The 22,315-nt window shown below is 51.2% G+C and carries 18 protein-coding genes and 1 pseudogene; 7 read left to right on the top strand and 12 right to left on the bottom strand.

What is annotated here, in order from left to right:
• Positions 1 to 14: 14 nt before the first annotated feature.
• From T502_RS04900 to endA, 7 genes are all read right to left on the bottom strand, one after another.
• Positions 15 to 1,205 carry an ABC transporter permease gene (locus T502_RS04900; RefSeq protein ID WP_342665744.1) on the bottom strand — a complete coding sequence of 397 codons (1,191 nt, stop codon included), beginning with the start codon at positions 1,203 to 1,205 and terminating at the stop codon, positions 15 to 17.
• A complete protein-coding gene (locus T502_RS04895) occupies positions 1,192 to 1,890 on the bottom strand; it encodes an ABC transporter ATP-binding protein (protein WP_042706029.1) in 699 nt (232 codons plus the stop codon). Before T502_RS04895 ends, T502_RS04900 begins: the two co-directional genes overlap by 14 nt.
• A 16-nt stretch (positions 1,891 to 1,906) precedes the next feature.
• Entirely contained in the window at positions 1,907 to 3,166 is a 1,260-nt protein-coding gene (locus T502_RS04890) for a hypothetical protein (protein ID WP_042706028.1), read from the bottom strand.
• Between the two features lie 192 nt (positions 3,167 to 3,358).
• Positions 3,359 to 4,999, bottom strand: a complete 1,641-nt coding sequence (pheT, locus tag T502_RS04885) for a phenylalanine--tRNA ligase subunit beta (protein WP_042706027.1) — start codon at positions 4,997 to 4,999, stop codon at positions 3,359 to 3,361.
• A 2-nt stretch (positions 5,000 to 5,001) separates the two neighbouring features.
• Positions 5,002 to 6,726: a phenylalanine--tRNA ligase subunit alpha gene (gene pheS / locus T502_RS04880; protein WP_052359170.1), complete on the bottom strand. Its 1,725-nt coding sequence runs from the start codon at positions 6,724 to 6,726 to the stop codon at positions 5,002 to 5,004.
• Positions 6,727 to 6,729: 3 nt separating this feature from the next.
• Entirely contained in the window at positions 6,730 to 7,986 is a 1,257-nt protein-coding gene (locus tag T502_RS04875) for a tryptophan--tRNA ligase (protein ID WP_042706026.1), read from the bottom strand.
• A gap of 128 nt (positions 7,987 to 8,114) precedes the next feature.
• The gene (endA, locus tag T502_RS04870; RefSeq protein WP_042706024.1) at positions 8,115 to 9,281 is read right to left on the bottom strand and encodes a tRNA-intron lyase; all 1,167 of its coding nucleotides are present in this window, start codon (positions 9,279 to 9,281) and stop codon (positions 8,115 to 8,117) included.
• Between the two features lie 193 nt (positions 9,282 to 9,474).
• On the opposite strand from endA, the gene T502_RS04865 reads away from it, so the two are divergent.
• Positions 9,475 to 10,473 (top strand): 2-hydroxyacid dehydrogenase, encoded by a 999-nt coding sequence (locus tag T502_RS04865; RefSeq protein ID WP_042706023.1) that lies wholly within the window; start codon positions 9,475 to 9,477, stop codon positions 10,471 to 10,473.
• A 22-nt stretch (positions 10,474 to 10,495) separates the two neighbouring features.
• Here T502_RS04865 and T502_RS04860 read toward each other — a convergent pair whose 3' ends face one another.
• From T502_RS04860 to fhcD, 5 genes are all read right to left on the bottom strand, one after another.
• Positions 10,496 to 11,389, bottom strand: coding sequence for a deoxyribonuclease IV (locus T502_RS04860; RefSeq protein WP_042706022.1), 894 nt, complete (start codon positions 11,387 to 11,389; stop codon positions 10,496 to 10,498).
• Positions 11,390 to 11,429: 40 nt separating this feature from the next.
• On the bottom strand, positions 11,430 to 12,842 hold the full coding sequence (locus tag T502_RS04855) for an aldehyde dehydrogenase family protein (protein WP_052359168.1): 1,413 nt from the start codon (positions 12,840 to 12,842) through the stop codon (positions 11,430 to 11,432).
• Positions 12,820 to 13,674 (bottom strand): DUF7714 family protein, encoded by an 855-nt coding sequence (locus T502_RS08760; RefSeq protein ID WP_157197469.1) that lies wholly within the window; start codon positions 13,672 to 13,674, stop codon positions 12,820 to 12,822. Before T502_RS08760 ends, T502_RS04855 begins: the two co-directional genes overlap by 23 nt.
• A gap of 168 nt (positions 13,675 to 13,842) precedes the next feature.
• The gene (locus T502_RS04845; protein WP_042706019.1) at positions 13,843 to 14,796 is read right to left on the bottom strand and encodes a tRNA(Ile2) 2-agmatinylcytidine synthetase; all 954 of its coding nucleotides are present in this window, start codon (positions 14,794 to 14,796) and stop codon (positions 13,843 to 13,845) included.
• A gap of 129 nt (positions 14,797 to 14,925) precedes the next feature.
• A complete protein-coding gene (gene fhcD, locus T502_RS04840) occupies positions 14,926 to 15,810 on the bottom strand; it encodes a formylmethanofuran--tetrahydromethanopterin N-formyltransferase (RefSeq protein WP_042706018.1) in 885 nt (294 codons plus the stop codon).
• A gap of 919 nt (positions 15,811 to 16,729) precedes the next feature.
• On the opposite strand from fhcD, the pseudogene T502_RS09100 reads away from it, so the two are divergent.
• From T502_RS09100 to T502_RS04810, 6 genes and pseudogenes are all read left to right on the top strand, one after another.
• Positions 16,730 to 16,963, top strand: a pseudogene (locus T502_RS09100) (4Fe-4S binding protein); the annotation flags it as partial.
• Positions 16,964 to 17,172: 209 nt separating this feature from the next.
• The gene (locus T502_RS04830; RefSeq protein ID WP_042706017.1) at positions 17,173 to 18,339 is read left to right on the top strand and encodes a 4Fe-4S binding protein; all 1,167 of its coding nucleotides are present in this window, start codon (positions 17,173 to 17,175) and stop codon (positions 18,337 to 18,339) included.
• A 15-nt stretch (positions 18,340 to 18,354) separates the two neighbouring features.
• The gene (hdrC, locus tag T502_RS04825; RefSeq protein ID WP_042706016.1) at positions 18,355 to 18,933 is read left to right on the top strand and encodes a CoB--CoM heterodisulfide reductase subunit C; all 579 of its coding nucleotides are present in this window, start codon (positions 18,355 to 18,357) and stop codon (positions 18,931 to 18,933) included.
• A gap of 6 nt (positions 18,934 to 18,939) precedes the next feature.
• A complete protein-coding gene (gene hdrB / locus T502_RS04820) occupies positions 18,940 to 19,845 on the top strand; it encodes a CoB--CoM heterodisulfide reductase subunit B (protein WP_042706015.1) in 906 nt (301 codons plus the stop codon).
• 14 nt (positions 19,846 to 19,859) lie between these two features.
• Positions 19,860 to 21,890, top strand: a complete 2,031-nt coding sequence (locus tag T502_RS04815) for a CoB--CoM heterodisulfide reductase iron-sulfur subunit A family protein (protein ID WP_042706180.1) — start codon at positions 19,860 to 19,862, stop codon at positions 21,888 to 21,890.
• Entirely contained in the window at positions 21,890 to 22,306 is a 417-nt protein-coding gene (locus tag T502_RS04810; protein ID WP_042706013.1) for a hydrogenase iron-sulfur subunit, read from the top strand. Before T502_RS04815 ends, T502_RS04810 begins: the two co-directional genes overlap by 1 nt.
• Positions 22,307 to 22,315 lie beyond the last annotated feature (9 nt).

The raw sequence follows: 22,315 nt of genomic DNA, 5'->3' as shown, positions 1-22,315 counted from the left end.
AGTTCCGTTCCCCGTCAGTCCGCTCTGAGCGCTTCTATCGGGTCCATGTTTGAAGCCTTCCATGCGGGATACACTCCCGAGATCACACAGATTACGATACCGATGAGAATACCGTAAGGGATCTGTATCAGACTCTGCATCGTAAAGAAATACTCGGTTGTATTAAGCATAAGGTATGTCAGTAAAAAGCTTCCGATGAGGCTGAATACCGCACCCAGTGTCGAACCTATGATACCGAGTATCGCCGACTCGTACAGGAACATCCTTCGAATCTCGGAGCGGCGTGTTCCTATGCTTCGAAGAATGCCTATCTCCTTGATTCTCTCGGTAACCGACATCAGCATCACATTGAATATCGAGACTGCCGCGACCAGAAGCGAGATGGCGCCTATTGCCGACATGAAAGCGATAATAATGCCGATTGTAGCGGAAATACTCTCAATCAGGGATCCCGAATCCATGATTCTTACCTCATCCTTGCGGTAGTTGAGTGCATGATCCAGTTTATCCACCAGATCGTCGATGGCATTGATATCGGCAACGACAATGTTTACCTGATCGTATTTACCTTCGTCGCCGTAGCGGTTGGTAAACCATTTCTCCATCGTAATTATCGCGTTATCGGAGCTTAAATCCATGGACATGCCCCTCTCCTTGAGTATGCCCGATACGCGCACCGTTGTCTGCTTAGGGTCTTCCTTGTCCTTATCGCCTATCTTTATTCTGCTGCCGACCTTCAGTTTATAGCGTTCGGCAAGAGACGGTCCTACAACGACACTGGTCAGAGAAGTCGGATAATCGCCGGTCTCGACCTCGACGAGATTCTTGAGGACATCCATATCCAGAGCGTAAATCGACGCCCTCCCTTCCTCGGAACCGACAGTTATCTTGTCGGAATCGGAATAAATCGCGATTACAAGATTCTCGGTACCTACCGTCTTCTCAATCTTGGCAAGCTGTTTCTGGGAGATGTAGTCGTCGTCATCGCTGAAGAAACCGCCGCCCTGAGGCGAGAGCATGATAACGTTGCCGTTTGCCGATAAGTCCGCGGTAACCGACTGCGTCATGTTTGCTCCGAGGATACCTATGGAGGTAATCGCAACCACGCCTATGACAATACCGATGGCGGCAAGCAGGCTCCTTAAGAAATGGAGTCTTACGTTCCTTACCGAGAGTTCAAAGAAGATATCGTCAAGAATTATCATTGAACCTCTCCTCTATAATCTCTCCGTCCGAGAAGAGAATCTGGCGTTTGGCATACGCCGCCGTCTCTTCGTCGTGCGTTACCATGACTATGGTTCTTCCCTGATTGTTCAGGTCTTTTAGCATTTCCATGACCTGAATACTTGTCTTCGAGTCGAGATTACCCGTAGGCTCGTCACAGAGAATGATTGTCGGGTCGTTTACGAGCGCCCTTGCTATTGCAACCCTCTGCTGCTGACCGCCGGAGATCTCTTTCGGCTTATGCATTATCCTTGACGTACCCAAGCCCACCATCTCCAGCAGTTTTTCCGGGTACCCCGTCGTGTCGCGTTTTTTGGTCTTGAGTATCAGCGGATACTCCACATTCTCGCGGAGGTTAAGCAGCGGAATCAGGTTGAACTGCTGAAAGATATATCCTATCTTGTCGCGCCTTAAGTCCGTGAGCTGATCGTCGTTGAGAAGGCTTACGTCGTTTCCGTCTATGTAGAGTTTGCCGGATGTGGGCACGTCAAGGCACCCTATCTGGTTGAGGAGCGTGGATTTGCCCGAACCCGACTGCCCCATGATGGCGACAAACTCCCCTTTATATATCTCAAGGGATACATTGTTCAGCGCAGTCACCTGATCGGTCGGAAGAACGTAGATTTTAGTCACATTTTCCAGTTTTATGACCGGTTCTTCTGTCATGTTGTTTCCCCGCGACTCAGTTCTTCTTTTCCGTCTGTTTATTTATCGCATCCGTTGCCTTTGTGAGATAGCCCTTCTTCCATGCCACGGCAACACCGCCGGCTATGATTATGAGTATGATTATCCAGGTAATCGGGAGACCTCCGCCGCCCATGCCTCTCATCATTCCGCTCATGCCTCTGCCGCCGTTCTGCGGGAACTGTCCCTTACCTTCGCCTGTAGCGCTTTCCGAAGTGAGTTCACCATCTGAATTGCTCTTTATCTTATCGGTCTTTGTATAGGTGTTTCCGGCGGCATCCTTGAAGGTGATGAGCACGGGTATCTCTTCACTGTCGCATCTGAATGTAATCTCGAAGCTTGAGAAGTCATCCGAGTCAAGCGATCCGATGACCGAGGATTTGTACGGGTCTACCGGGACCGCAGGTGAGGCTGCCGTGACAACCATCGATTTTGCGTCTTCGATTCCGGCATTGTTGACATCGCCGGAGAGTGTTTTGTATCCGCCGTTGTCGGTTAACTTGACATTTGTGATAATGGGATTGGGCGAGACCTTGCTCGTGCCGTAGACTATGGGCAGGGTCAGTTCGGACGTATGCGTGGTCATGCCGTTCTTATAGGATACCTCAAAGGTCATTGTGCCCTCCGAAGTCGGTGTAACCTCGAATTCCGCCGTTGCCGAGGCATCCGCGGCAAGTGCGCCTATGAACCGGCTTGTCTGTGTCGTGGTAACGTCACCCTTAACGTTTACGGTAACGCCCGAAACCGCGTTCTCTCTCGGGTTTCCGACAAGGACATTTATCTTCTTGCTTATGCCTTCCTGATAGTAATCGGGAGCGTTCAGCGCCGAAATCACAAGCCCCGAATTCTCTATCTTGACGGGCACGTTGTGGCTTACACTGCCCGAGCCTTTCATATCAAGATAGAAACGCGGATAGTATATTCCGTCATTAGATGTTGCTTTGACATAGAATACGAATTCAATCTCGTTGCCTCCGCCGATGAATCCCGCTGTGTCGTATGCATCGTCATTTAAGACTTTTATGTCCTTCGAGAACAGGTCGGCACGCTGATAGTTGACGCTTGTAGTACCAGTATTCTTGATTTTTACCGTGACCGTTCCGGTATCGCCGTACATGAAGACGGCGGGATCGGAGGATACACCCGTGATTGTAAGGTATGCCGAGCCCGAATTTTCGTCTGCCGCCGATACCGTGCCTGCGAATGCCGCAAGCATTATCAAAAATATTGTTGCGAGAAATTTATTCTGAAGTTTCATGTTTTGCCCTCAAATGGCGGGAATATTTTGACGTACAGTATTTTTTGGATTTGAATTTATATGTTACCTATGTATCCGGTGCAACACATCAAAAAACAGGGTTTGAGACAGGATATCTCAAACGTTTCGATATATTTTCAAATTTATTTTCAAATTCATTTTCAAAAGTATTTTTGAATGGATTATTCAATCTTATTCAATCTTTTCCGGATAGAGCACTCTTAAGTCAAACTCGAAAGCGCTTACCGGCTGATCCATGTCGAATGCGGTTATGACCTCGGGGTGAATCTCTCCGAAGACGCCGACTTTTTTGCCGTTCACGATTATATCCGCACGCCTTCCCTTGAGGAACGCTTCATCATCCGAGACTTCGGCGGTATATTCCAGACCGAGTTCATGCATGAATGCGTCGACAATCGCATAAATCTCGGAGAAATCCGCGGCACTGTGCATGGATACGGCGGATACGGTCTGATAGGTCTCGCGTCCGTGAACGACGTCGCCGGCGGAGAAGAGCCTCTGCGGAAGTTCGCGGTGCTGGTTCGTCTGCAGGGTCTCCATCATGAGCGGCAGGATATCGGTTCTGAACATGGTCTGCTCCTCGGAGATTGGGTGCAGGACATAGAGCGCATCCGCACACTTCGGTCTGCGCATGTTCTGATACATAACCCTGTCATTCGAGAGGGTAAAGGGCATCATCTCCATGAACCCTAGTCCGGTCATTATTTTGCGCACAAGCCCGAGATTCTTCTGATACGGATGTTCCTTGCCGATTGTGAAGGTATTTGGCAGTTCCGCGACGAGATTGTCAAAGCCGTAGGCAATGGCAACGTCCTCGAAGATATCCCAGTCGTGCATGATGTCGTTTCTGTAGCAGGGCGCCAGAACACGGACTTTATCCGTGGTCTTAGGATCGCCGACAGGCTCGGCATCGAATCTCATTCTTCTGAGATTCTCGCACATCTCTTCGGCATTAAGGCTGAATCCGAGAAGTTTGTTGCACTCCGAGACGCTGACCGTTCTCTCCACAGGTTCCATGTTTGGCATGGTAACGCCGTCGACCTCCACACTCTCAATCTGTCCGCCGGCTTCCGCAAGAGCGGCGCAGATGATGTTTGCCGCAATTCTGACGGCTTTCTCGTCGGTTCCCGTGCAGTCGAGGAGAATGTTCTTTGTCTCGGTCGTGACCTTGGTGAGTTCGCCGTTTATGATCGGCGGGAACGAGAGCACATTGTCTTCGCTGTCGACGATGAGCGGATATCTCTCGAATTTCTCGACGAGTTTTGCGTAGCTGACTCCTTTCGGGTGCTCCTTTAATATCTCGTCCATGCTCATCTCGCGGTCGAAGTCGAGCGGAACGAACTTGCGGCTCTTCTCCGAGGCAATGTATCTGAACGGCGCTTTGACTTTGTCGAGGTCGTGAATGCCTATGGCTACCTTTGAGCGTCCGCGTCCGATTGCCCAGTGAAGAGCCTCCTGAAGTCCCATGATGCTCTGAATGCTCTCGGAGGTAAAGTTAAGCCCGCGGATAACCGCGGATGCAAGGAATGGTCTGATATCCTTTAATTTCGGGTCGGTCGTGAACCTGATTCCGGAGGGCTTTACGTCATATCTCTTAAGACCCGTCTCTATATTGAGGAAACCTCTCATTGCGCGTGCCACGCCTTCGGGTGAGTACATGTCGGGTCTGTCTGGGAAGAACTCGACATCGAAGTGATCGTCCTCGTATCTCTCGATATCCGCGGCGATCATCGGAAGTCTCTCGATTATTGTATCTTTGTCGACGCCGGTAAGTTCCTCCAGATACTTATACGGAAGTGTTATGACTGCCATTTTTACTCCTCCCCGTTCTTCTGATTTGCGACTCTTTCATCGGTATCACCGCATGCCGTCGCCTTTATCTCGTTTCTGTTCATGGGCACGCTCCTTATCCAGTCGACATCGCTCCTGTAGAGCTGACGCAGATCCTTAAGTCCCATCTTCAGCATGGCAACCCTTGAGATTCCCAGTCCCCATGCCAGAACGGGGTATTTTACGCCCCAAGGCGCCGTAACTTCCTCGCGGAATATGCCTGCGCCGCCGAGCTCGACCCATCCCAGACCGTCGACGTAGACCTCGGGCTCGACCGAAGGCTCGGTGTAGGGGAAGTATGCCGGTCTGAACCTGACATTTGTGAAGCCCATCCTCTGATAGAACTCCTTTAAGAAGCCCATGAGGTGTCTGAACGAGACATCCGAGTCCATGACTATGCCTTCGAGCTGCTCGAACTCGGGAGTATGGGTCGGGTCTATGGCTTCGCGGCGATATACGCGTCCTATGCAGAAGACCTTTAAGGGATCGTGCGGGTGATCCTTCAGATACTGAATCGAAAGACCCGTGGTATGCGTCCTTAAGACACACTGTTTTGCCTTCTCCTCGCTCCATTTGCCGCCCCAGCCCGTCGATGACGTATCTCCGCCGTGCTCGTGTATGTCGCGGATTGCCTTGTAATACGGCGGCAGCTCCGCTTTCATGTCGAGGAAGAAGGTATCCTGCATCTCTCTTGCAGGGTGATCCTGCGGCTGGAAGAGTGCGTCGAAGTTCCAGAACGAGCTTTGAATTACATTGCCGTACATCTCGGTGAAGCCCATACTTATGAGAATGCCTCTCATCTCGTCGATAAGCTGCTGATACGGGTGTTTTTTGCCGGCGAAGATTCTCTTGGGCGGAGTCTGAACGTTATAGTTGCGGAGTTTGAGTTTTGTCCATTCGCCCGTGCGTATCTGCTCGGCGGTAAGGGTGCTGGTCTCGATTCTCAGGTCCAGACCTTTCTCGACGAGATCTTCGCCCTCCTTTGTTATCTCGATGAAGTATTCGGTTATCTCGTCTTCGGTGATGAGTTTTCTCTTAAGGAGTTCTTCCGTGCCTGCCGACTTGACCGAGAGGTCTTTGAGTGCGATTTCGTCGGGACCCAAAGGAACGTCGCCGACCTTTGTGGCAATGCCGTCTTTAATCGTTACCCAGCCCTTCTTTCTGAGCCAGCCGATTCCGAGTTTTGCGCTCGGGTTTGCCTGTAAGTCCTTTAAGGCAATGGAGTTCTCAAACGAGTCGTAAAGACGACGTTCGGGCAGTCCCTCCTTAGCATACTTTGCACCCTCTTCGGTGCAGGCATAGGCGACGGTCTTTTCGGCGATCAGCTTACAGTAACCGCGTGAGTCGAGGAGTTTTGCATACTGCACCACAGCCTCCTCGGATGTGTCCATTATTATTGCGAGATACTTTACCGAAGGTCTGGCGAGGCTCAGTCTCTTTAACGAAAATCCCGATTTCTCGTCCGAACCCGACTCGAGCATGTTTACGGCATTGCGTATCGGATTGAGCGCAATGTTCTTCTTCTCTTCGAGGACGCTGAGAATGTCTTTTAACGAGTTTAATGCCGAGATTATCGGAAGGTTATTGCCGGAGAGGGATGTCGCTATCGTCTGCTGATAGTACTGTTTCTTCATCTCCGCATCTTTGAGCGGCTTTAAAACCGCAAGCAGTCTTTTCTCGTTGTATGTCAGTTCGTTTGTCTTTTCCATCTTTTACTCCGCCATATGTGATACTTCATCGAGTTTTTCGTTGAAATCTTTTGTAAATTCTTTTATTCTCTCAAATGTCTCTTTCTTGCAGGTGCCGCAGAGGAGTTCGCCCGCCTTGCAGGCTCTGCACATCTCTTTGAGTTCTTCGTCGTCCTCCTGCATGTGGAAGACGTTTAAGAGATATATTGAGCATTTTTCGGGCTCGCCGCCGAGTTTCTTCTGCTCTTCGAGCGTCATTCTGCCGCCGGTGAGGGCGCCCATGATCTTCTTTTTGATGTCTTTTTCGGGCTCGTCGAATCTGAAGAGACTCTCGGGAACGCTCGAGGACATCTTGCCGCCGGTAAGCCCCTGAAGGAATGTATGATAGGTTGACGAGGGCAGGTAGAATCCGTATCCGCCGCATTCGACCTCAATCTTTCTGACGATTTCGTCGGCATAGGCAATGTCGACGCCCCTGACATCGATATGTCCTTCAAAGCGTTTGCAGCCGTTTTTGCCGAACTCTTTCTCTACCATGTCCATGGCTTGAGCGGGTGCGTTCTTTGACCTTATGCTCACGCCGTCGTCGGTCTTGAGGATTGTGAACATCCTCAGACTGTTTGCGACGTCGCGTGTCAGTCTGATATGCGGGTCCTGGTCGATTCCGACGGGCACGACGGTCGGCGCCGGTCCGTATTTCAGCTGCGGATAGAGGATATCGGCGACCTGGGTTGCCACGCTCATAGCATGGGCAAGCGAGGTTTCGGGTGTAAATCCGTAGATTGCCGTAAGCTGCGAGAAGTTGATTCTGATTGCGCTCTCAAAGGCGAGATCCTTGAGTCTGTCGTTCTCGCTCTGATAGTATCTCTCGCCTTTGTATCCGAGAGCGTAGAGCCATGAAAGATACTTCTCGCCGAAGAATTTGCATTTCTCCCGCGAGAGACCTCGGACTGCGTGGGCTTCGCGGTCGGCGATGGATATGAAACCAGTGCCGCCGCGTTTCGTGTGCCAGACGACCTCTTTCATGACCATGAGATGTCCGAGGTGCGGATATCCCGAGGGCATGAAACCTGTCATGACATAGAATTTCTTCTTTGCGGCGATTGCGTCGGCAATAAGAGAATAGTCGCGGTTGCCGCTGACGATATTTCTTCTCAGGAATGTCGGGGCATCTTCGATACCTTTTACGATATCTTCGATAGGCTCTATTCCGAACTCCCTGTATAATTTCTCCATGTCCAAATTTGGAGTGCTTGACCACGGATTTATCTCGGACTGCATGTTATCTTAAGGGTCTTCTCTATTATTTTGTATCTTCAGTCTATTATTCTTGCACTTTCTTTATGGCTTTCCTGACTTTCTTTATCACGGTCGACGCCTGCGTCCTTTCGCATTACGTCTTTTGAAACTCACATCTTGACGCGGGCAAACTCGATGTATTCTATATTGTCTGTATTTACACAGGCAAAAAGCATCTTCTTGCGAACGCTGTGGGCAAGCCTTACCGAGCGCGATACCACGCTCATGGGCATTGACTCGGTCACGGGGATTGCGTGCACGAGAAGCTCGGAATGCTGGGTGCCTCCCGAATACACTCTGAAGTGGTGTCCGAATTTGTAGGCTGTCCTCGGTATGTTCTTCAGGTCGCGAAGATGCGAGTATGCTTTGATCTTGTAGGCAAGTTCGTGGTCGGCGGCGGTGACGCGCCCGAAGTATTCTTCGCGTGTCACGGGTATGACTCCTTTGCAGCCCGTTTCCGCGGCACGTGATATTTCTTCGGGTTCGGCGTCGAATCTGTCCTCTTCAAGTTCCAGAATGCCCCTGTCCATGAGGTAGAGCGCTTCCGCGGGTGATAGCGAGAGTCTTTCGCCGTCGAGGCGGGTGCCGAAGAGTACCTTCTCGTATTCCGATTCGGGGCTTACGTGCAGGATTACGGTATTTCCCATGACCTTGCCCTTTACCTTTCCGAACTCGAATCCCGATACGCCTTCGGGGGGGTTTACGGACTTTACCTCGTAGTAGGTTATCTCGTTTTCGTCGTCGCCGACCGCGAGAATCAGCTGTTTTCGCATGTTTCTTGCGGTGCGTGTCTCCTCGATTACCTTTTGGAACACGACGAGGTCGCGCTCGGAGAGCACCCGCATCGTGTAGAAGGACGTGCCTGTGCCCGGCTTCTGTCCGCGTTTAAAAACCCTGAAATCATGCGGTCCCGACTGAATGACAAAGCCGCGTTCGCGGATGTCGCGATAGACCAGAAACTTTCGCAGAAATTCGGATTTTTCGGTGCATACGGTCAGAAGTTCGTCGTATGTGTAGTTCTTTACGGTTATCTTCTCTCTTCCGATAAGGTATAGCGCTTCTTCGGGAGAGAGTCTGAGGGCGGTTTTTGTAACTGCGGTTTTGCTGTCGCTTTTACTCTCGCCTTTACAGGCGGTTTTGCCGGCTTTATCGTCGGCGTCACGATTTGCGGTCGTTCTGCCGTCCGGCTGCACGGGTCTGCCGTAACCTCCCTGATCATAGAGAATAAGACCATCTTCACCCAGATTTATCCATTCTCCGTCGTATTCTCCTATCAATTCCTGAATTCTCCCGCCGCTTTGAAAGTAGCGGCATGTCCATATAATATTGGCTTATAATGTTGTCTTATATTGTTGGTCTTAATCCATAATTGATATGTCGACTGAGAGCATACTTTACAGATTGACCGAATAAAGAATACTCAAACTAAGTAATTCACGTAAGTAATTCACATAACCATTGCGGACGACCATGAAAGCCCTTATCCTTGCCAGCCGACAGCGTTACGAGAGATACATGCCGGATAACGAATTTGTAAAGAGTGCGGAGAAGATCTATATTCCGTTCAATCAGCCCGAAGACGAGATAATAAAAGCCGCGGAAGCTGCGGGTGCCCTCGACGCCGAGGTCATATTTGCCGACGCCATAGGTCGCGTTGGCAGGGCGCTCATATCCCGTATGCCGAATCTGAAGCTTATTCAGTCCGAAGGCGTGGGCTATAACGGAATTGATGTTGCCGCCGCAAAAGAGCGCGGGATATTCGTCTGCAACAATAAAGGAGTGAATGCCGACAGCGTTGCGGAACAGACGATTCTTCTGATGCTCGGACTTCTGAGAAGGGTGGTGGTCTTCGACGGTCGCGTCCGCGAGGGTCTTCAGATACAGACGAAAGAGGAGATGATGCTCGGCGGCATTCGGGACCTGTCGGAATGCACGGTGGGTTTAATCGGTTTCGGCGATATCGCAAAGGCGGTTGCGCTGAAGTTGAAGCCTTTCGGCTGCCGCGTCGTCTACTTCACACGTCATCCGCTCTCCGCCGCGGATGAGGCATACTACGGCGCAGGCTACGTCCCGCTCGACGAACTCCTGCACATTGCCGATATCGTAAGCCTTCATCTGCCGGTTACGGAATCAACCGTAAACACAGTCAATGCCGATTTTATCGGCAAAATGAAGAATACGGCGTATCTCATCAACACCGCACGCGGGGAACTGGTCGATAACCTTGCGGTCTGCTCCGCGCTCACGGAAGGCAGGATTGCGGGCGCGGGTTTTGACTGCGTTGCCCCCGAGCCGACACTCCGAGACAATCCGCTCCTGAATCTTCCCAAGAGCGCCGCGGAGAAGGTCATCTTCTCACCGCACGTGGGCGGCATCTCCGAGAGATCGTTTGTCGTGGCGCATAAAAGAATCTGGGAGAATGCGCAGGCGGTAATAAACGGCAAAAATCCGCAGAATATCGTTTCTTAAGGCGGTTTAAACGCGTGCGGCTTCACTCCGAGCCCGCATCTCCCGCCATATCTTTTACGACTGCGATATTCTCTTTGTCGCCGCGTGTCTCGTCGATTGGGGTTTCGAGTATGAAGATGCGCTTTGAGAGCGTCGGGTGGGTGACGATGCGTTTTAGTCCCTCCTTGCCGATTCTGCCGAGTCCTATGTGCTCGTGCCTGTCGAGATGGGATGCGCAGTCGCCTTTTGTGTCGTTTAAGTGAATCACCTTCAGTCTCTTCAGTCCGACGGCGTCTTCGAAATCGGCGATTGTTCTCTCAAAGCCTTCGGCGGACGTGAGATCGTATCCGGCGGCAAAGGCATGACAGGTGTCCGTGCAGACACCGATGGCATTGGGGAAGGTTTCGTCGGTAATCTTCAGGATATCCCCGATATCCGCGAACTGACCGCCGATTGAGTTCTTTGTCCCCGCCGTGTTCTCGAGAAGGATGGCAAACGGCGTTTTTGAGGATGAACTCACTGTCGCCTCTTCCGCCGCGGTAAGTGCGCCGGTGAGTGCGTCGGCAACCCGATTGATTCCGAATTCGCGGCCGCTCCCGCCGTGACTGCCGAGATGAGTCACAAGATATGCTATACCGAGTCTGCGGCATCTCAGGATTTCGCGGAGAAGGACATCGCAGGACTTTCCGTAGATCTCGTCCTTCGGCGATGCCGGATTGGGCAGGTAGGGCATATGGGCGACGACCTCTCCGAAATTGTATTTTTTATACGCGGCATTGAAGGCGACCGCGGTCTCTTCGTCAATATCCTTTGTGCTCCAGCCCCGCGGATTTCCCGTGAATATCTGAAACGTGTTTGCGCCCGACTCTTTTGCGCGTTCGAATGCCTTTACGTGCGAACCCGCAATCGATACGTGAGTGCCTATCTTAAGTGTCATATCCGTGCCTCCTGTGCTGCTGTTCTGCCGAATCACGTCGTTACGGCGAGATAATCACGGTCTTCTCTCTGGTATAATGTTTCAGTGCGTCAAGACCGTTCTCGCGTCCGTATCCGCTTGCTTTCTCGCCGCCGAAGGGGACTTCGGGAGGTATCTTGAGATGCCGGTTCACCCAGACAATCCCTGCGTCTATGTTTTCGGCGAAGGTGTAACTGTTCCTGAGGCTCTTTGTCCATACCGATGCCCCCAGACCGAACGGCGTTCTGTTGGCATATTCAATGGCGCTCTCGAGCGAGTCGACGCTGACGACGGGGAGTATCGGTCCGAATATCTCTTCGTTTAAGAGCGGGCTTTTTTCGTCGGGATTGAGAACAATTGTCGGCTTAAAGAAGTTGCCCGCGCCGAAAGCCCCTTCGGTAAGGCGTTCTCCGCCGCTGACGACCTCTCCCGTGCCTCTGCGCTCAAGCGCCGATTCGATACCCGCAAGTCCCTCCCTGCTGTTCAGGGGTCCCATGCGTATTCCTTTGAGAATGCCGTTGCCGACCGTAATCTTCTCCGTCTCGGCTTTCAGTCTGGCGGTGAACTCATCCGCGATATCATCGGCAACAAAGAGGCGTTTTATTGCCGTGCAGGTCTGACCGCAGTTATAGAAGCGCCCCGATACAGCCCCCGCGACCGCTTTGTCTAAATCGGCATCGGCGCAGACTACCATGGGGTCGCTGCCGCCGAGTTCCATGATGAGCCGCTTTCCCGTGCCGCAGGAGAGCTTTTCGACCTCTTTACCCGTGGCAACCGATCCCGTAAATGAGAGCGAGGCAAGTTCGCGGCTTTCCGCAAGCGCTCTTCCGACGGTTTCGCCCCTTCCCGTGACAATCTCCAGAACGCCGTCCGGCATCCCCGCCTCTTTTGCAAGCGCCGCTATCGCAAGAGCGGTCAGCGGAGTTTTTGCTGAGGGCTTAAGGACAATCGGGTTTCCGGCGGCGATTGCGGGCGCGGTCTTCCATGCCATTATCAGAACGGGCATGTTCCACGGGATGATTGCGCCGCAGACGCCTATCGGCTCGCGCCTCGTGAACGCATATCCGTAATCCGATTTGGGAAGGGCATCGCCGGTGAGGGCAGTGCCCGTGATGGAGGCATAGAACTCGTATACGGCAGCAAATCCCTGCACTTCGTTCTTTGCCTCGGGAAGAATCTTGCCCTGCTCCGTTGTCAGAAGCCGTGCGAGTTCGTCCTGATTTCTGCGCACGAGTTCCGCCGTTTTGAAAAGAATCGCGGCACGCCGATTCGAGCTTACCGCCGACCATTTTTGGTATGCCGCATATGCTTTCTCAATCGCGGCTTTCGTGTCATCGGCATCGCAGAGCTTTGCCGTGCCCGCAATCTCGCCCGTTGCGGGGTTGGTTACCGTTATCAGTTTCTCGGATTCGTTATTCGTCATTGTTGCCGGCATTTTTCTTTCTCTCTTCCTTCTCTCTGTAGACGCGGCATACCTCGAAGACGGCGTCGATGATGGTCTTCGGCGATGCCCCCCATCCGAGTATGTATCCCGTGACATTGTCCGTGGATTTCAGTCCGAATCTGTATTCCTGACAGCATTTCGCTATGAAAACCCCTCTGTTCTCGGAGAGCGCCCTCTCCGCGGGGCAGATATTCCTGTATTTGAACCCGGCGGCATCCCCGTACATCTCGGATAGGAGAAGTCTGGAGGTCTCGCAGCCGGCGACGGTCTCCGTGCCGGTAAGATGCGTCTTGTCCACCGTCTTTTTGAACCCCGACGCTCTGCACGGATATACGTCGGTCCTGAGTTTGCTTATGTCGAGGACGCAGTTGACGAACTCCACGCCCAGTTCCCCGAAGACGCCGTCTTTCTCGAGGAGTCTGATATTCTCGTAGATATTGGCATACGGCGGCGTAACGTCGTAGACATAGATCTTTAAGAGCGAGTCTTCGGAAGGGTCCATTATGAAGGTGACGTGATTGTCGGCGCCGCGGAAAATTGTGCAGCGCTTGCCGGATTTAAGCGCAATTTTGATGAGATTCGTGCTGTCGTAGAGGTTTACGGTCTCTTCGTGTACGGTGCAGTCTTCGGTATCGGCGATAAGCGTCATCGATTCCTTTTCGTGCATGACGCTGTTATTATGATCAAGTTCCACGGAGTATATCTGATATCCTTTTTCCGTGTGCCTAATCAGGTAGCGTGTACGGAAGTAGACCTTCTCGCCGTAGGGCATCTCGTCGGCAATGCCGATCTCTTTGGAAAATTTCGGGAATATCATCGTCATGGCGCCGTATTTACGAAACTGTGTGCGATACTTTATGCGCTAATGTATGCTGTACTGTTGCGATACTGTATGTGCGATATTGAATGTTGATTATTAATGTTGTAATTAAGATCTTCAGATATATCTATTGATCCGATAGATTGATCCTGTTATTTTGAACGGCTCTTTTCAGAGTTTTTCGCCGTAGAGACCTGCGGCTTCGACACCGCGGTTTGCCCAGAGAATTGCGCCGAGCGCCCCGATTCTGCCCTTGCTCTTTGCCGAATCGATATATTCGATGCCGAGCCTCTCCGCCTCCGTCTCGCATTCGTCGCGGTTTAAGACCTCGGTCTTGACCTTCTTCAGATACGGTGACTCGGGGAGTTTAAGACCGCGGTAGACCGCAATGCCGGTATCGCCGCTCACGGCATTGGATTCAATGTATTCTTTGACGAATGCCAGAAGTTCCGCCTCTTTGTCGGGGAGAACGGCGAAGTTAAGAGCGGTTCCTACACAGTTCGTAGTCTTGTTCGGGACCTTGGGGTTGAGCTGAATGAGGCGCATGTTGAGGAACTCCGCGCCTTCGATATTGCATGCCTCGGCGCATTTCGATGCCAGAACCCATGTGGCACCAGACTCTTTGGTATCGGTATCGTCGATTCCGATGGTAATCCTGTGATATTTCGCGGTGACGATCTGCGTTCTGCAGGTTCTGGCGCCGCCTGCCTTAAGGTCGTCTTCGGTGGGGAAGATCGTCTCGATGACACCCGGCGCCTGCGGAAGGCATACGGCGACACCCACGCCCGCGCCGGCGATTCCCGCCCAGTGCGTTGTGACGCGGTTGCCGTCGACGACAACACCCTCGAGAGCCTGACCGCCGATATCGTCACCCGCCGCTCCGAAATTCGCCTTATACATGCCGAGTTTTGCGTTTATGGTCATGGATGCACCTTCGACCGTAATCGATTCGACGGCGCCGCCGGCACGCCTGCGGTTCATGACATCCCATTCGATAGTGCCGCGGTTACGACATTGTTCTATAATCTGAGCTTTGTTTTCCTTTTCGTCGACGATAACGAGGAATCTCTTACAGAACATCTGCCCGTACTTCTCTTTAATCTCCCGAGGTGTCATGCGAATCATATTTTGTCACCGATTTTTTCGTTAACAAATCTCTGTCGGCATCGGATATATACTAATTGGAAATATGTCGGAAATTTTGAAAGCCAAAAAATAAAAAATTAAAAAAGTGGAATATCGGATTCTTCGTATTTACTGAAGAATCTCGTGAAGGTGGAACTTGAAAGGTCCGAGGTTTCCGCCGAAGTTACCTGCGGAGATGAGTTTTACACCTGGGATCTTTGATGCTGCCGTGACACCGACCTTGGTTGCCTTCCTGATTGATGCCTCGTCAACGCCGTCGATGACAATCTCGTAGACTGCCTTGACGCCTTCGGGGATCTTTGTGTCGGCGACTTTGTCGCGGATTGACGGGCAGTACTTCTCGTTCGTGCTTGCCGCCATGAACTTGTATTTGTTCGAGCCGACCTTTGAACCCGATGCAACAACCGGGAACGAGCATATTGTGCCTTCTTCGTTCTGGATTGCCTCTACGGCAGCCTCTGCCGCCATGAGTGCCGAGGGCTGTGTCTCGCCCATGATGAAGAAGTTGCCGCCGGCGATACCCTTTACGATACCGAATGACTCCTCACCGACGTATTCGCCGTTCATGATGGGGATTGCCCAGCACTGGCGTCCGCCGACTTCCTTCTTGTATTCGTATCCGTCGCCGAAGAAGTGGAGCTTTACGTCAATCTTCTCTTCGGCATCCGGCATTCCGTCGAATGCGGCTGTTGTCGGCTGTGTAAGGACACACTCGGCAATGCGCTCAAGGACCTGCTCCTTTAACTTCTTCTTTCCGCCGGCAAAGAACATGACCGCAACGCCGGGTCTGTTGTCCGGAGTCTCGCAGGGGCAGAGAATTCTCTCGATACCCGCTTCGCAGGGACATCCGATTGCCGATGTAGCAAATCCTGTTGCTTCAGTTGCCGCTTTGATTGCCCATTTCTCACTGATTGCAGTGATGATAACTCTGCATGCCCAGTTAGGGAATGCCTCCGCGTACTCATTATCGATTGTAACGCCGTTTAATTCCATAATAAACCTCGTTATTTATCAACCGGCAGGCACTTACCGTGACGCCGCCGTATTGTAACATTTCTATTTCATCCTTAATAGTAAAAGAGCATTTCTTTTATGTCGGCTAAGACAGGGCGGCGGTGTGCGGGTTGACGGTGCGGCAGACAACTCCGTTTATGCGTCAATAGGCGTGGATTATTTATGTCGGAGAAGGCGTCCGCATATTATGCACAAATTATGCACTATACTATAATGCAGTATTATACGGCAATATGGCATTGCGATAGAATAAAGCTGGATGAATAAAATGTAGAAAATAAAATGCGGGGAATAAAGTGGAGTGAATAATGTATGGTCTGGAAGAAAGTCTGACTGAGCATGAATGATCATGAAAGTATATCCCGTGTGGCTGTGCGGATACCTTCGGACAAAAACCGTAATCAGACTCACGCCGATTGAATACAGCCCGAATCATGCACGGATCCCCGTGAACCCGGATCGATTATCACGGCATCCGCCGCACTTTTGTCACGGTGTATTAACCGTGCAGAAATTTTCCGTACAATGGTATGAAATGTTAATTTAATTTGCTTCTGCCTAACAAATTATGACTGCCTTTAACCGTCGCCCCGACCTAAAAATCGGATTGCGCATCCCTTTACGCAAACAGGCAGAGTATACTTTTTGAATTCCGCAGGCACCGTCCGACGTCTGACAAAATATCTTATTAAACATTTCCATTTGCATCTCTAAACGCGGTCGCCGTAGGATACAGAATTAAGTTTAACAGATCTACTTTTAATGTAAATTAACTACAGATGATCTACTCTGTGAGGTTTCGGCATGGAAAACAGTCCGATCGATTCATAACATTTATCTGTTTTTTTTGCGAAGTTTTTATGATCTATTAACGATCGATATAGCGGTGCGTGAAAAAATGGCATTTGCAGTTCATGTAAACATGAATAATTGTACAGGATGTAACAATTGTGTGGTTGCATGCCCCGTCAATGCATTGGAACTCAACACGGTTGATCCTGCCACTACTGACAAGATCTACTGTGTCATCAACGGAAGAGCAAGATCTCTTGACGTTGACGAAGAGCTCTGTGCAGGATGCGGTATTTGCATCGAAGCATGTCCATACGATGTAATCACCCTGGAGGGTAAATGGGTCCAGCTTCGCAACGAAGAAAGGTTTACTCATCCCACTATGGAAGGACTTGAAGACATCAGAGACTACGAGGAAGAGTGCGAAGCTCTCGAAGAGAGACAGGCAAGCCTTAAGAAATTCCCCGAGTTCTGGGAGCTCAGAAAAGAGTTTACCAAGTCCGGAGCACAGGAATAAACGAATTGTATTTTTTAGGAGTGTTGTAATTCATGAATACGCTTTTTCCAAAGTACTCCAAGAGGCAGGACGGCTGTTTCACCATAATGGAGCAGAAGCTCTTAAAACAGGTAAACAACCTCGTACAGGATAACTCCAAGTGTACGGGATGCGGCATCTGTTCCGAAGCCTGCCCCGAAGAAGCGATTAGCATCGGACCTGTCGGCGCATACCGCAGGGGTGCAATCGAATACGGCTCACCGATTCAGGTTGACGAGACAAAATGCTCATACTGTGGTGTATGTGTGGTAATGTGCCCGTTCAATGCAATGAGCCTTGAGATCGACGGCGAAGCAAAACTCCCGATCCTCGAGAAGGAAGGATTCCCCGTCTACGACATGGTTACCGAGATTGACCATGAGAAATGCTCACAGTGTACAACCTGTGAGGATGTTTGCCCGCGTGAAGCAATCATCCGCGACGTACCGCTCTTTGAAGGTACGGACATTTTTGGCCTCAAGAAAGCCGAGGCAGTCAACGCAAATACGGAATTCACCTGCAACGACGAGAAGTGTACATACTGCGGTCTCTGCGGCGAAATCTGTCAGGCAATCGACGTTGTCAGAAAGCCGTTCACACCCGAGACGGGTGTCCTCGACGGCGAAGTCATCTGGAACAAGGACTTCTGCGACGGTTGTCAGATCTGTCAGTCAATCTGTCCGAACGAGGCAATCGAGGTCAAGCGCGGCAAGATTGAGAAGAAGCTCAACAACAGCGGTTTAGTCGAGATCGAATCCGAAGAATGCTGTACGTGCCGCTGGTGCGCAATCAGCTGCCCGACCGAAGCAATCACGGTAAACAAGATCTTCGAGGGAGAGATTACATTCAACCCGTCGAAATGCCCGGGCGGATGTTCAACCTGTTACGAGGTCTGTCCTGCAAATGCAATCTACATGCCGACACCCAAAGCGCCTGCCGACATGCACAACGAAGTTGAAGCAAAGATTGCCGTCAACAAAGACTTCTGTGTCCTCTGCGGCGCTTGTGTCAACTCATGTCCGAGTGAAGACGCAATCGTCCTCAAGCGCACGGCAGTCCACATGAAGGGCAAGAAGACCGATCTTTTCAAGAAGATTGAAGCAAAACTGCTTGTACCGAGAACTTCCAAAGTCCGCGAAGACAAAGACGTATTCGGTAAAGCTCAGGTAAAAGCTCTGTAACCGTGGTGAAATCATATGGTAGAGAAAAATTACGGAAACCCTGAACTTGAGAACAAACTCAGGGACAGGAATTACTACGTCACTGATTCAAACAAAGACTTCAGCGCCGAAGTCAAGAAGCTCAGTGGCACAATATCACACATGTGCTACCAGTGTGGTACCTGTACAGGTTCATGCCCGTCAGCGCCACGCAGTTCATACCGCATTCGTGTGTTTATGAGAAGAGCAATACTCGGTCTTGAGGAAGAGGCATTATCGGATCCGGATCTCTGGCTCTGTACAACCTGTTACTCATGTTCCGACCGCTGTCCGCGTGACATCCTTCCGACCGATGTCATCATGGCAATGAGAAACCTTGCATTCAAGACGGGACACGCGGTTCCGAAGAACTTCCTGCAGACCGTTCAGCTGATCTACAAGACGGGACACGGCGTACCCAACAACGATGCAAACCGTGCCGTACGCGAGAGACTCGGTCTTCCGAGAGATCCTCCGACAACCCACACATATCCGGAATATATCCCCGGAATTCAGAAGATTATCGATCACTACAACTTGAAAGCGGAAGCAGACCGCATCCTTTCGGAGGAGTAAGTTAATATGGCTACACACATGGAACACTCATATGCATTCTTCCTTGGTTGTATTGCACCGAACCGTTACCCGGGATGTGAAGCATCCGCAATCAAGACAAGTGCAAAATTAGGAATAGAGCTTCTTCCGCTCAAGGGAGCAAGCTGCTGTCCGGCACCTGGTGCATTCGGTTCAATAGATTTAAACGTCTGGTATGCAATGGCGGCAAGAAACCTCTGTCTTGCAGAAGAGATGGGTAAAGACATTGCTCTCATCTGTAACGGTTGTTACAAGTCAATCTGGGAAGTCAACCACAAATTAAAGCACAACGATGAACTTCGCGACGGCGTAAACGAGGTCCTTGCCGAGATTGACATGCAGTACAAAGGAACAATCAACGTCTGGCACCTTGCCGAACTTTACTACGACGACAAGATCTGCGGTGTAAAGAAGGTCGCAGACAGCGTCACAAGACCTCTTACGGGCACAAAGGTTGCCGTCCACTACGGATGCCACCTGATGAAGCCGCAGAAAGACCGTCACTTCGGCGACACCGAAAACCCGATGTGGCTTGAAGAGCTCGTAGGCGCACTCGGTGCGGAGCCCGTTCAGTACCGCAACAAGATGCAGTGCTGCGGTGCGGGCGGCGGTGTCCGCGGATACGATCTCCTTCACGCACTCGATATCACAAACGAGAAGTTAATCAACATTAAGGAAGCGGGAGCAGACGCATTAACGGAAGTCTGTCCGTTCTGTCAGCTTCAGTTCGACCGCGGTCAGGTTGAGATCGCACAGAACTTCGGTAAGAAATACAACCTGCCGATCCTTCACTTCAACGAACTGTTAGGACTTGCACAGGGAATGACACCCGCGGAACTTGCAATCGACCTTCATGCAGTCGACTGTACATCGTTCCTGGAGAAGATTCAGTAAGGAGGATGAAAAAAATGGTAGAAGATCAGACCCCAAGAATTGGAGTGTTTATTTGCCACTGCGGTACCAACATTGCAGGTTCACTCTCTGTTGCCGATGTCGTAAAGTATGCTCAGACCCTCCCCAATGTAATCGTTGCAAAAGATTACCAGTACATGTGTTCGACCCCTGGTCAGACCATGATCAAAGAGGCAATCGCCGAGCACAAACTCACAGGCGTTGTAGTTGCGGCATGTACGCCCCGTCTGCACGAGCCGACATTCAGGATTGCAACCAGAGAAGGAGGACTCAACGAGTTCCGCTTCGAGATGGCAAACATCCGTGACCAGAACTCATGGGTTCACATGCACGACTGGGACGGTGCAACGGCAAAGGCAAAAGATCAGGTCAGAATCGCGGTTGCGAAAGCAAGACTCCTCGAAGACCTTACACCCAAGAGCGTACCCGTAGAGCACGCGGCAATGGTCGTCGGAGGCGGTGTCGGAGGTATTCAGGCATCACTCGATCTTGCAAGCGCAGGTATCAAGACATACCTCATCGAGCAGACCCCCAGTATCGGCGGCAGAATGTCACAGCTCGATAAGACCTTCCCGACACTCGACTGTTCGCAGTGTATCTTATCACCGAAGATGGTGGATGCCGGACGTCACCCCAACATCATCCTCAAGAGCTACACCGAAGTCGAGTCCGTTGAAGGTTACATCGGAAACTTCGAGATTACGCTCAGAAGAAAAGCACGCGGAACCAGAAACGCTGCCGAGATGGAAGCTGCAGGCCTCAAAGGCTCCGGCTGTAACGGTTGCGGTGACTGTACATCGGTCTGTCCCGTAATCAAGCCCAACCCGTTCGAGTTCGGAATGGCTCCGAGAAAGGCAATCTACATTTACCACCCGCAGGTTGTACCTCTCCAGTACACAATCGACTTCGATGCATGTGTAAAGTGCGGACTCTGTAAAGAGATCTGCGGACCCGAGAAGGCTGCAATCGACCTCGACATGGTTGACACGTTCGAGAAGGTTAAAGTCGGTTGTGTAATCCTCGCAACAGGTTACGATTTAATCCCGATCGAAGACAAGACCGAATGGGGTTACAAGAGATACGAGAACGTCATCACCGGTCTCGAGTTCGAGCGCTTAATCTGTGCATCAGGACCTACCGGCGGTCACTTAATCCGCCCGTCCGACGGTGTAACACCGATGAAAGTCGGTTTCGTACTCTGTGCGGGATCGCGTGACAACACAGGCGGTTCTTCAAAGCCCTACTGTTCGAGATTCTGTTGTATGTACTCGCTCAAGCACGCTCACCAGGTCATGGAAAAGATTCCGGGCTGTGTACCTTACATATTCTACATGGATATCAGGTCATTCGGTAAGATGTACGAGGAGTTCTACTACCGTATCCAGAACGAGGGTGCAAAGTTCATCCGCGGTCGCGTAGCATCACTGCAGGAAGACCCTGTCACAAAGAATATCTATGTAAAGGCAGAGGACACACTCTTAGGCAGACCTGTTACAGTAGAGTGTGACATTGTTGTCCTTGCGGCGGCTATCAAACCCAAGGCAGACGCCGAGCACATTCGTCAGATGTTCGGTATCTCCAAGTCGCAGGACGGATGGTACCTTGAAGCTCACCCGAAGCTGAACCCGTGCGGCACCACAACTGCAGGTATCTTCCTTGCCGGTGTCTGTCAGGGACCGAAAGATATCCCCGACACGGTCGGTCAGGCCGAAGGAGCGGCATCCGCTGCAAGTATCCCGATCCACAAGGGTGAAGTAGAGCTTGAGCCTTACTTCGCACAGTGTGTCGAGTCGCTCTGTGCAGGATGCGGAATGTGTATTCCCCAGTGTCCGTACAAGGCGCTTTCACTGAAGTCACTTGACGATGGCAGACAGGTTATGACAGTAACCGAAGCAAAATGTAAAGGCTGCGGTACCTGCGGCGGATATTGTCCGGGTGGCGCAATCAAGATGCAGCACTTCACCAGTCCCCAGATCTGCGCTCAGATTGATGCATTTCTTCTTGGCGGACTCGGAGGTGAACAGTAATGGCAGATGAAGGATGGAACCCTAAAATTGTAGCAATCATCTGTAACTGGTGTTCATATGCCGGTGCCGATCTTGCTGGCGGTGCCCGTATTCAGTATCCCCCCGACATTCGTGCAATACGTGTAATGTGTACGGGTCGTGTCGATCCCCTCTTCATAATGAAGGCATTCAACGACGGAGCAGACGGTGTACTGGTATCGGGCTGTCACTTTGGTGACTGCCACTATCTTGAGGGCAACTACAAATGCGCAAAACGCATGTTCCTCATGAAGAATGTCCTGAAGAACATAGGTGTTAACGATAAGAGACTCAGAATGACATTCGTCTCGGCATCCGAGGGTGCAAAGTGGGGAGTTGTCATGAACGACGTCATTAACACAATAAAAGAACTTGGTCCAAGCCCATTTAACAGGTGAATTGAGAAT

Source organism: Methanomicrobium mobile BP, from assembly GCF_000711215.1.
Taxonomy (GTDB): Archaea; Halobacteriota; Methanomicrobia; order Methanomicrobiales; family Methanomicrobiaceae; genus Methanomicrobium; species Methanomicrobium mobile.
The sequence above is the reverse complement of the archived record's forward strand: the minus strand, read 5'-3'. Positions and strand labels throughout refer to the sequence as shown.

Bases quoted from the DNA above. Each gene is read 5' to 3' on its own strand.
- T502_RS04890 (WP_042706028.1), bottom strand. From the start codon at position 3,166: ATGAAACTTCAGAATAAATTTCTCGCAACAATATTTTTGATAATGCTT.
- hdrC (WP_042706016.1), top strand. From the start codon at position 18,355: ATGGTAGAGAAAAATTACGGAAACCCTGAACTTGAGAACAAACTCAGG.
- T502_RS04815 (WP_042706180.1), top strand. From the start codon at position 19,860: ATGGTAGAAGATCAGACCCCAAGAATTGGAGTGTTTATTTGCCACTGC.
- T502_RS08760 (WP_157197469.1), bottom strand. From the start codon at position 13,674: ATGACGATGATATTCCCGAAATTTTCCAAAGAGATCGGCATTGCCGAC.
- T502_RS04845 (WP_042706019.1), bottom strand. From the start codon at position 14,796: ATGATTCGCATGACACCTCGGGAGATTAAAGAGAAGTACGGGCAGATG.
- fhcD (WP_042706018.1), bottom strand. From the start codon at position 15,810: ATGGAATTAAACGGCGTTACAATCGATAATGAGTACGCGGAGGCATTC.
- T502_RS04895 (WP_042706029.1), bottom strand. From the start codon at position 1,890: ATGACAGAAGAACCGGTCATAAAACTGGAAAATGTGACTAAAATCTAC.
- T502_RS04865 (WP_042706023.1), top strand. From the start codon at position 9,475: ATGAAAGCCCTTATCCTTGCCAGCCGACAGCGTTACGAGAGATACATG.
- T502_RS04810 (WP_042706013.1), top strand. From the start codon at position 21,890: ATGGCAGATGAAGGATGGAACCCTAAAATTGTAGCAATCATCTGTAAC.
- T502_RS04830 (WP_042706017.1), top strand. From the start codon at position 17,173: ATGAATACGCTTTTTCCAAAGTACTCCAAGAGGCAGGACGGCTGTTTC.
- pheS (WP_052359170.1), bottom strand. From the start codon at position 6,726: ATGGAAAAGACAAACGAACTGACATACAACGAGAAAAGACTGCTTGCG.
- T502_RS04875 (WP_042706026.1), bottom strand. From the start codon at position 7,986: ATGCAGTCCGAGATAAATCCGTGGTCAAGCACTCCAAATTTGGACATG.
- T502_RS04855 (WP_052359168.1), bottom strand. From the start codon at position 12,842: ATGCCGGCAACAATGACGAATAACGAATCCGAGAAACTGATAACGGTA.
- T502_RS04900 (WP_342665744.1), bottom strand. From the start codon at position 1,205: ATGATAATTCTTGACGATATCTTCTTTGAACTCTCGGTAAGGAACGTA.
- pheT (WP_042706027.1), bottom strand. From the start codon at position 4,999: ATGGCAGTCATAACACTTCCGTATAAGTATCTGGAGGAACTTACCGGC.
- hdrB (WP_042706015.1), top strand. From the start codon at position 18,940: ATGGCTACACACATGGAACACTCATATGCATTCTTCCTTGGTTGTATT.
- T502_RS04860 (WP_042706022.1), bottom strand. From the start codon at position 11,389: ATGACACTTAAGATAGGCACTCACGTATCGATTGCGGGTTCGCACGTA.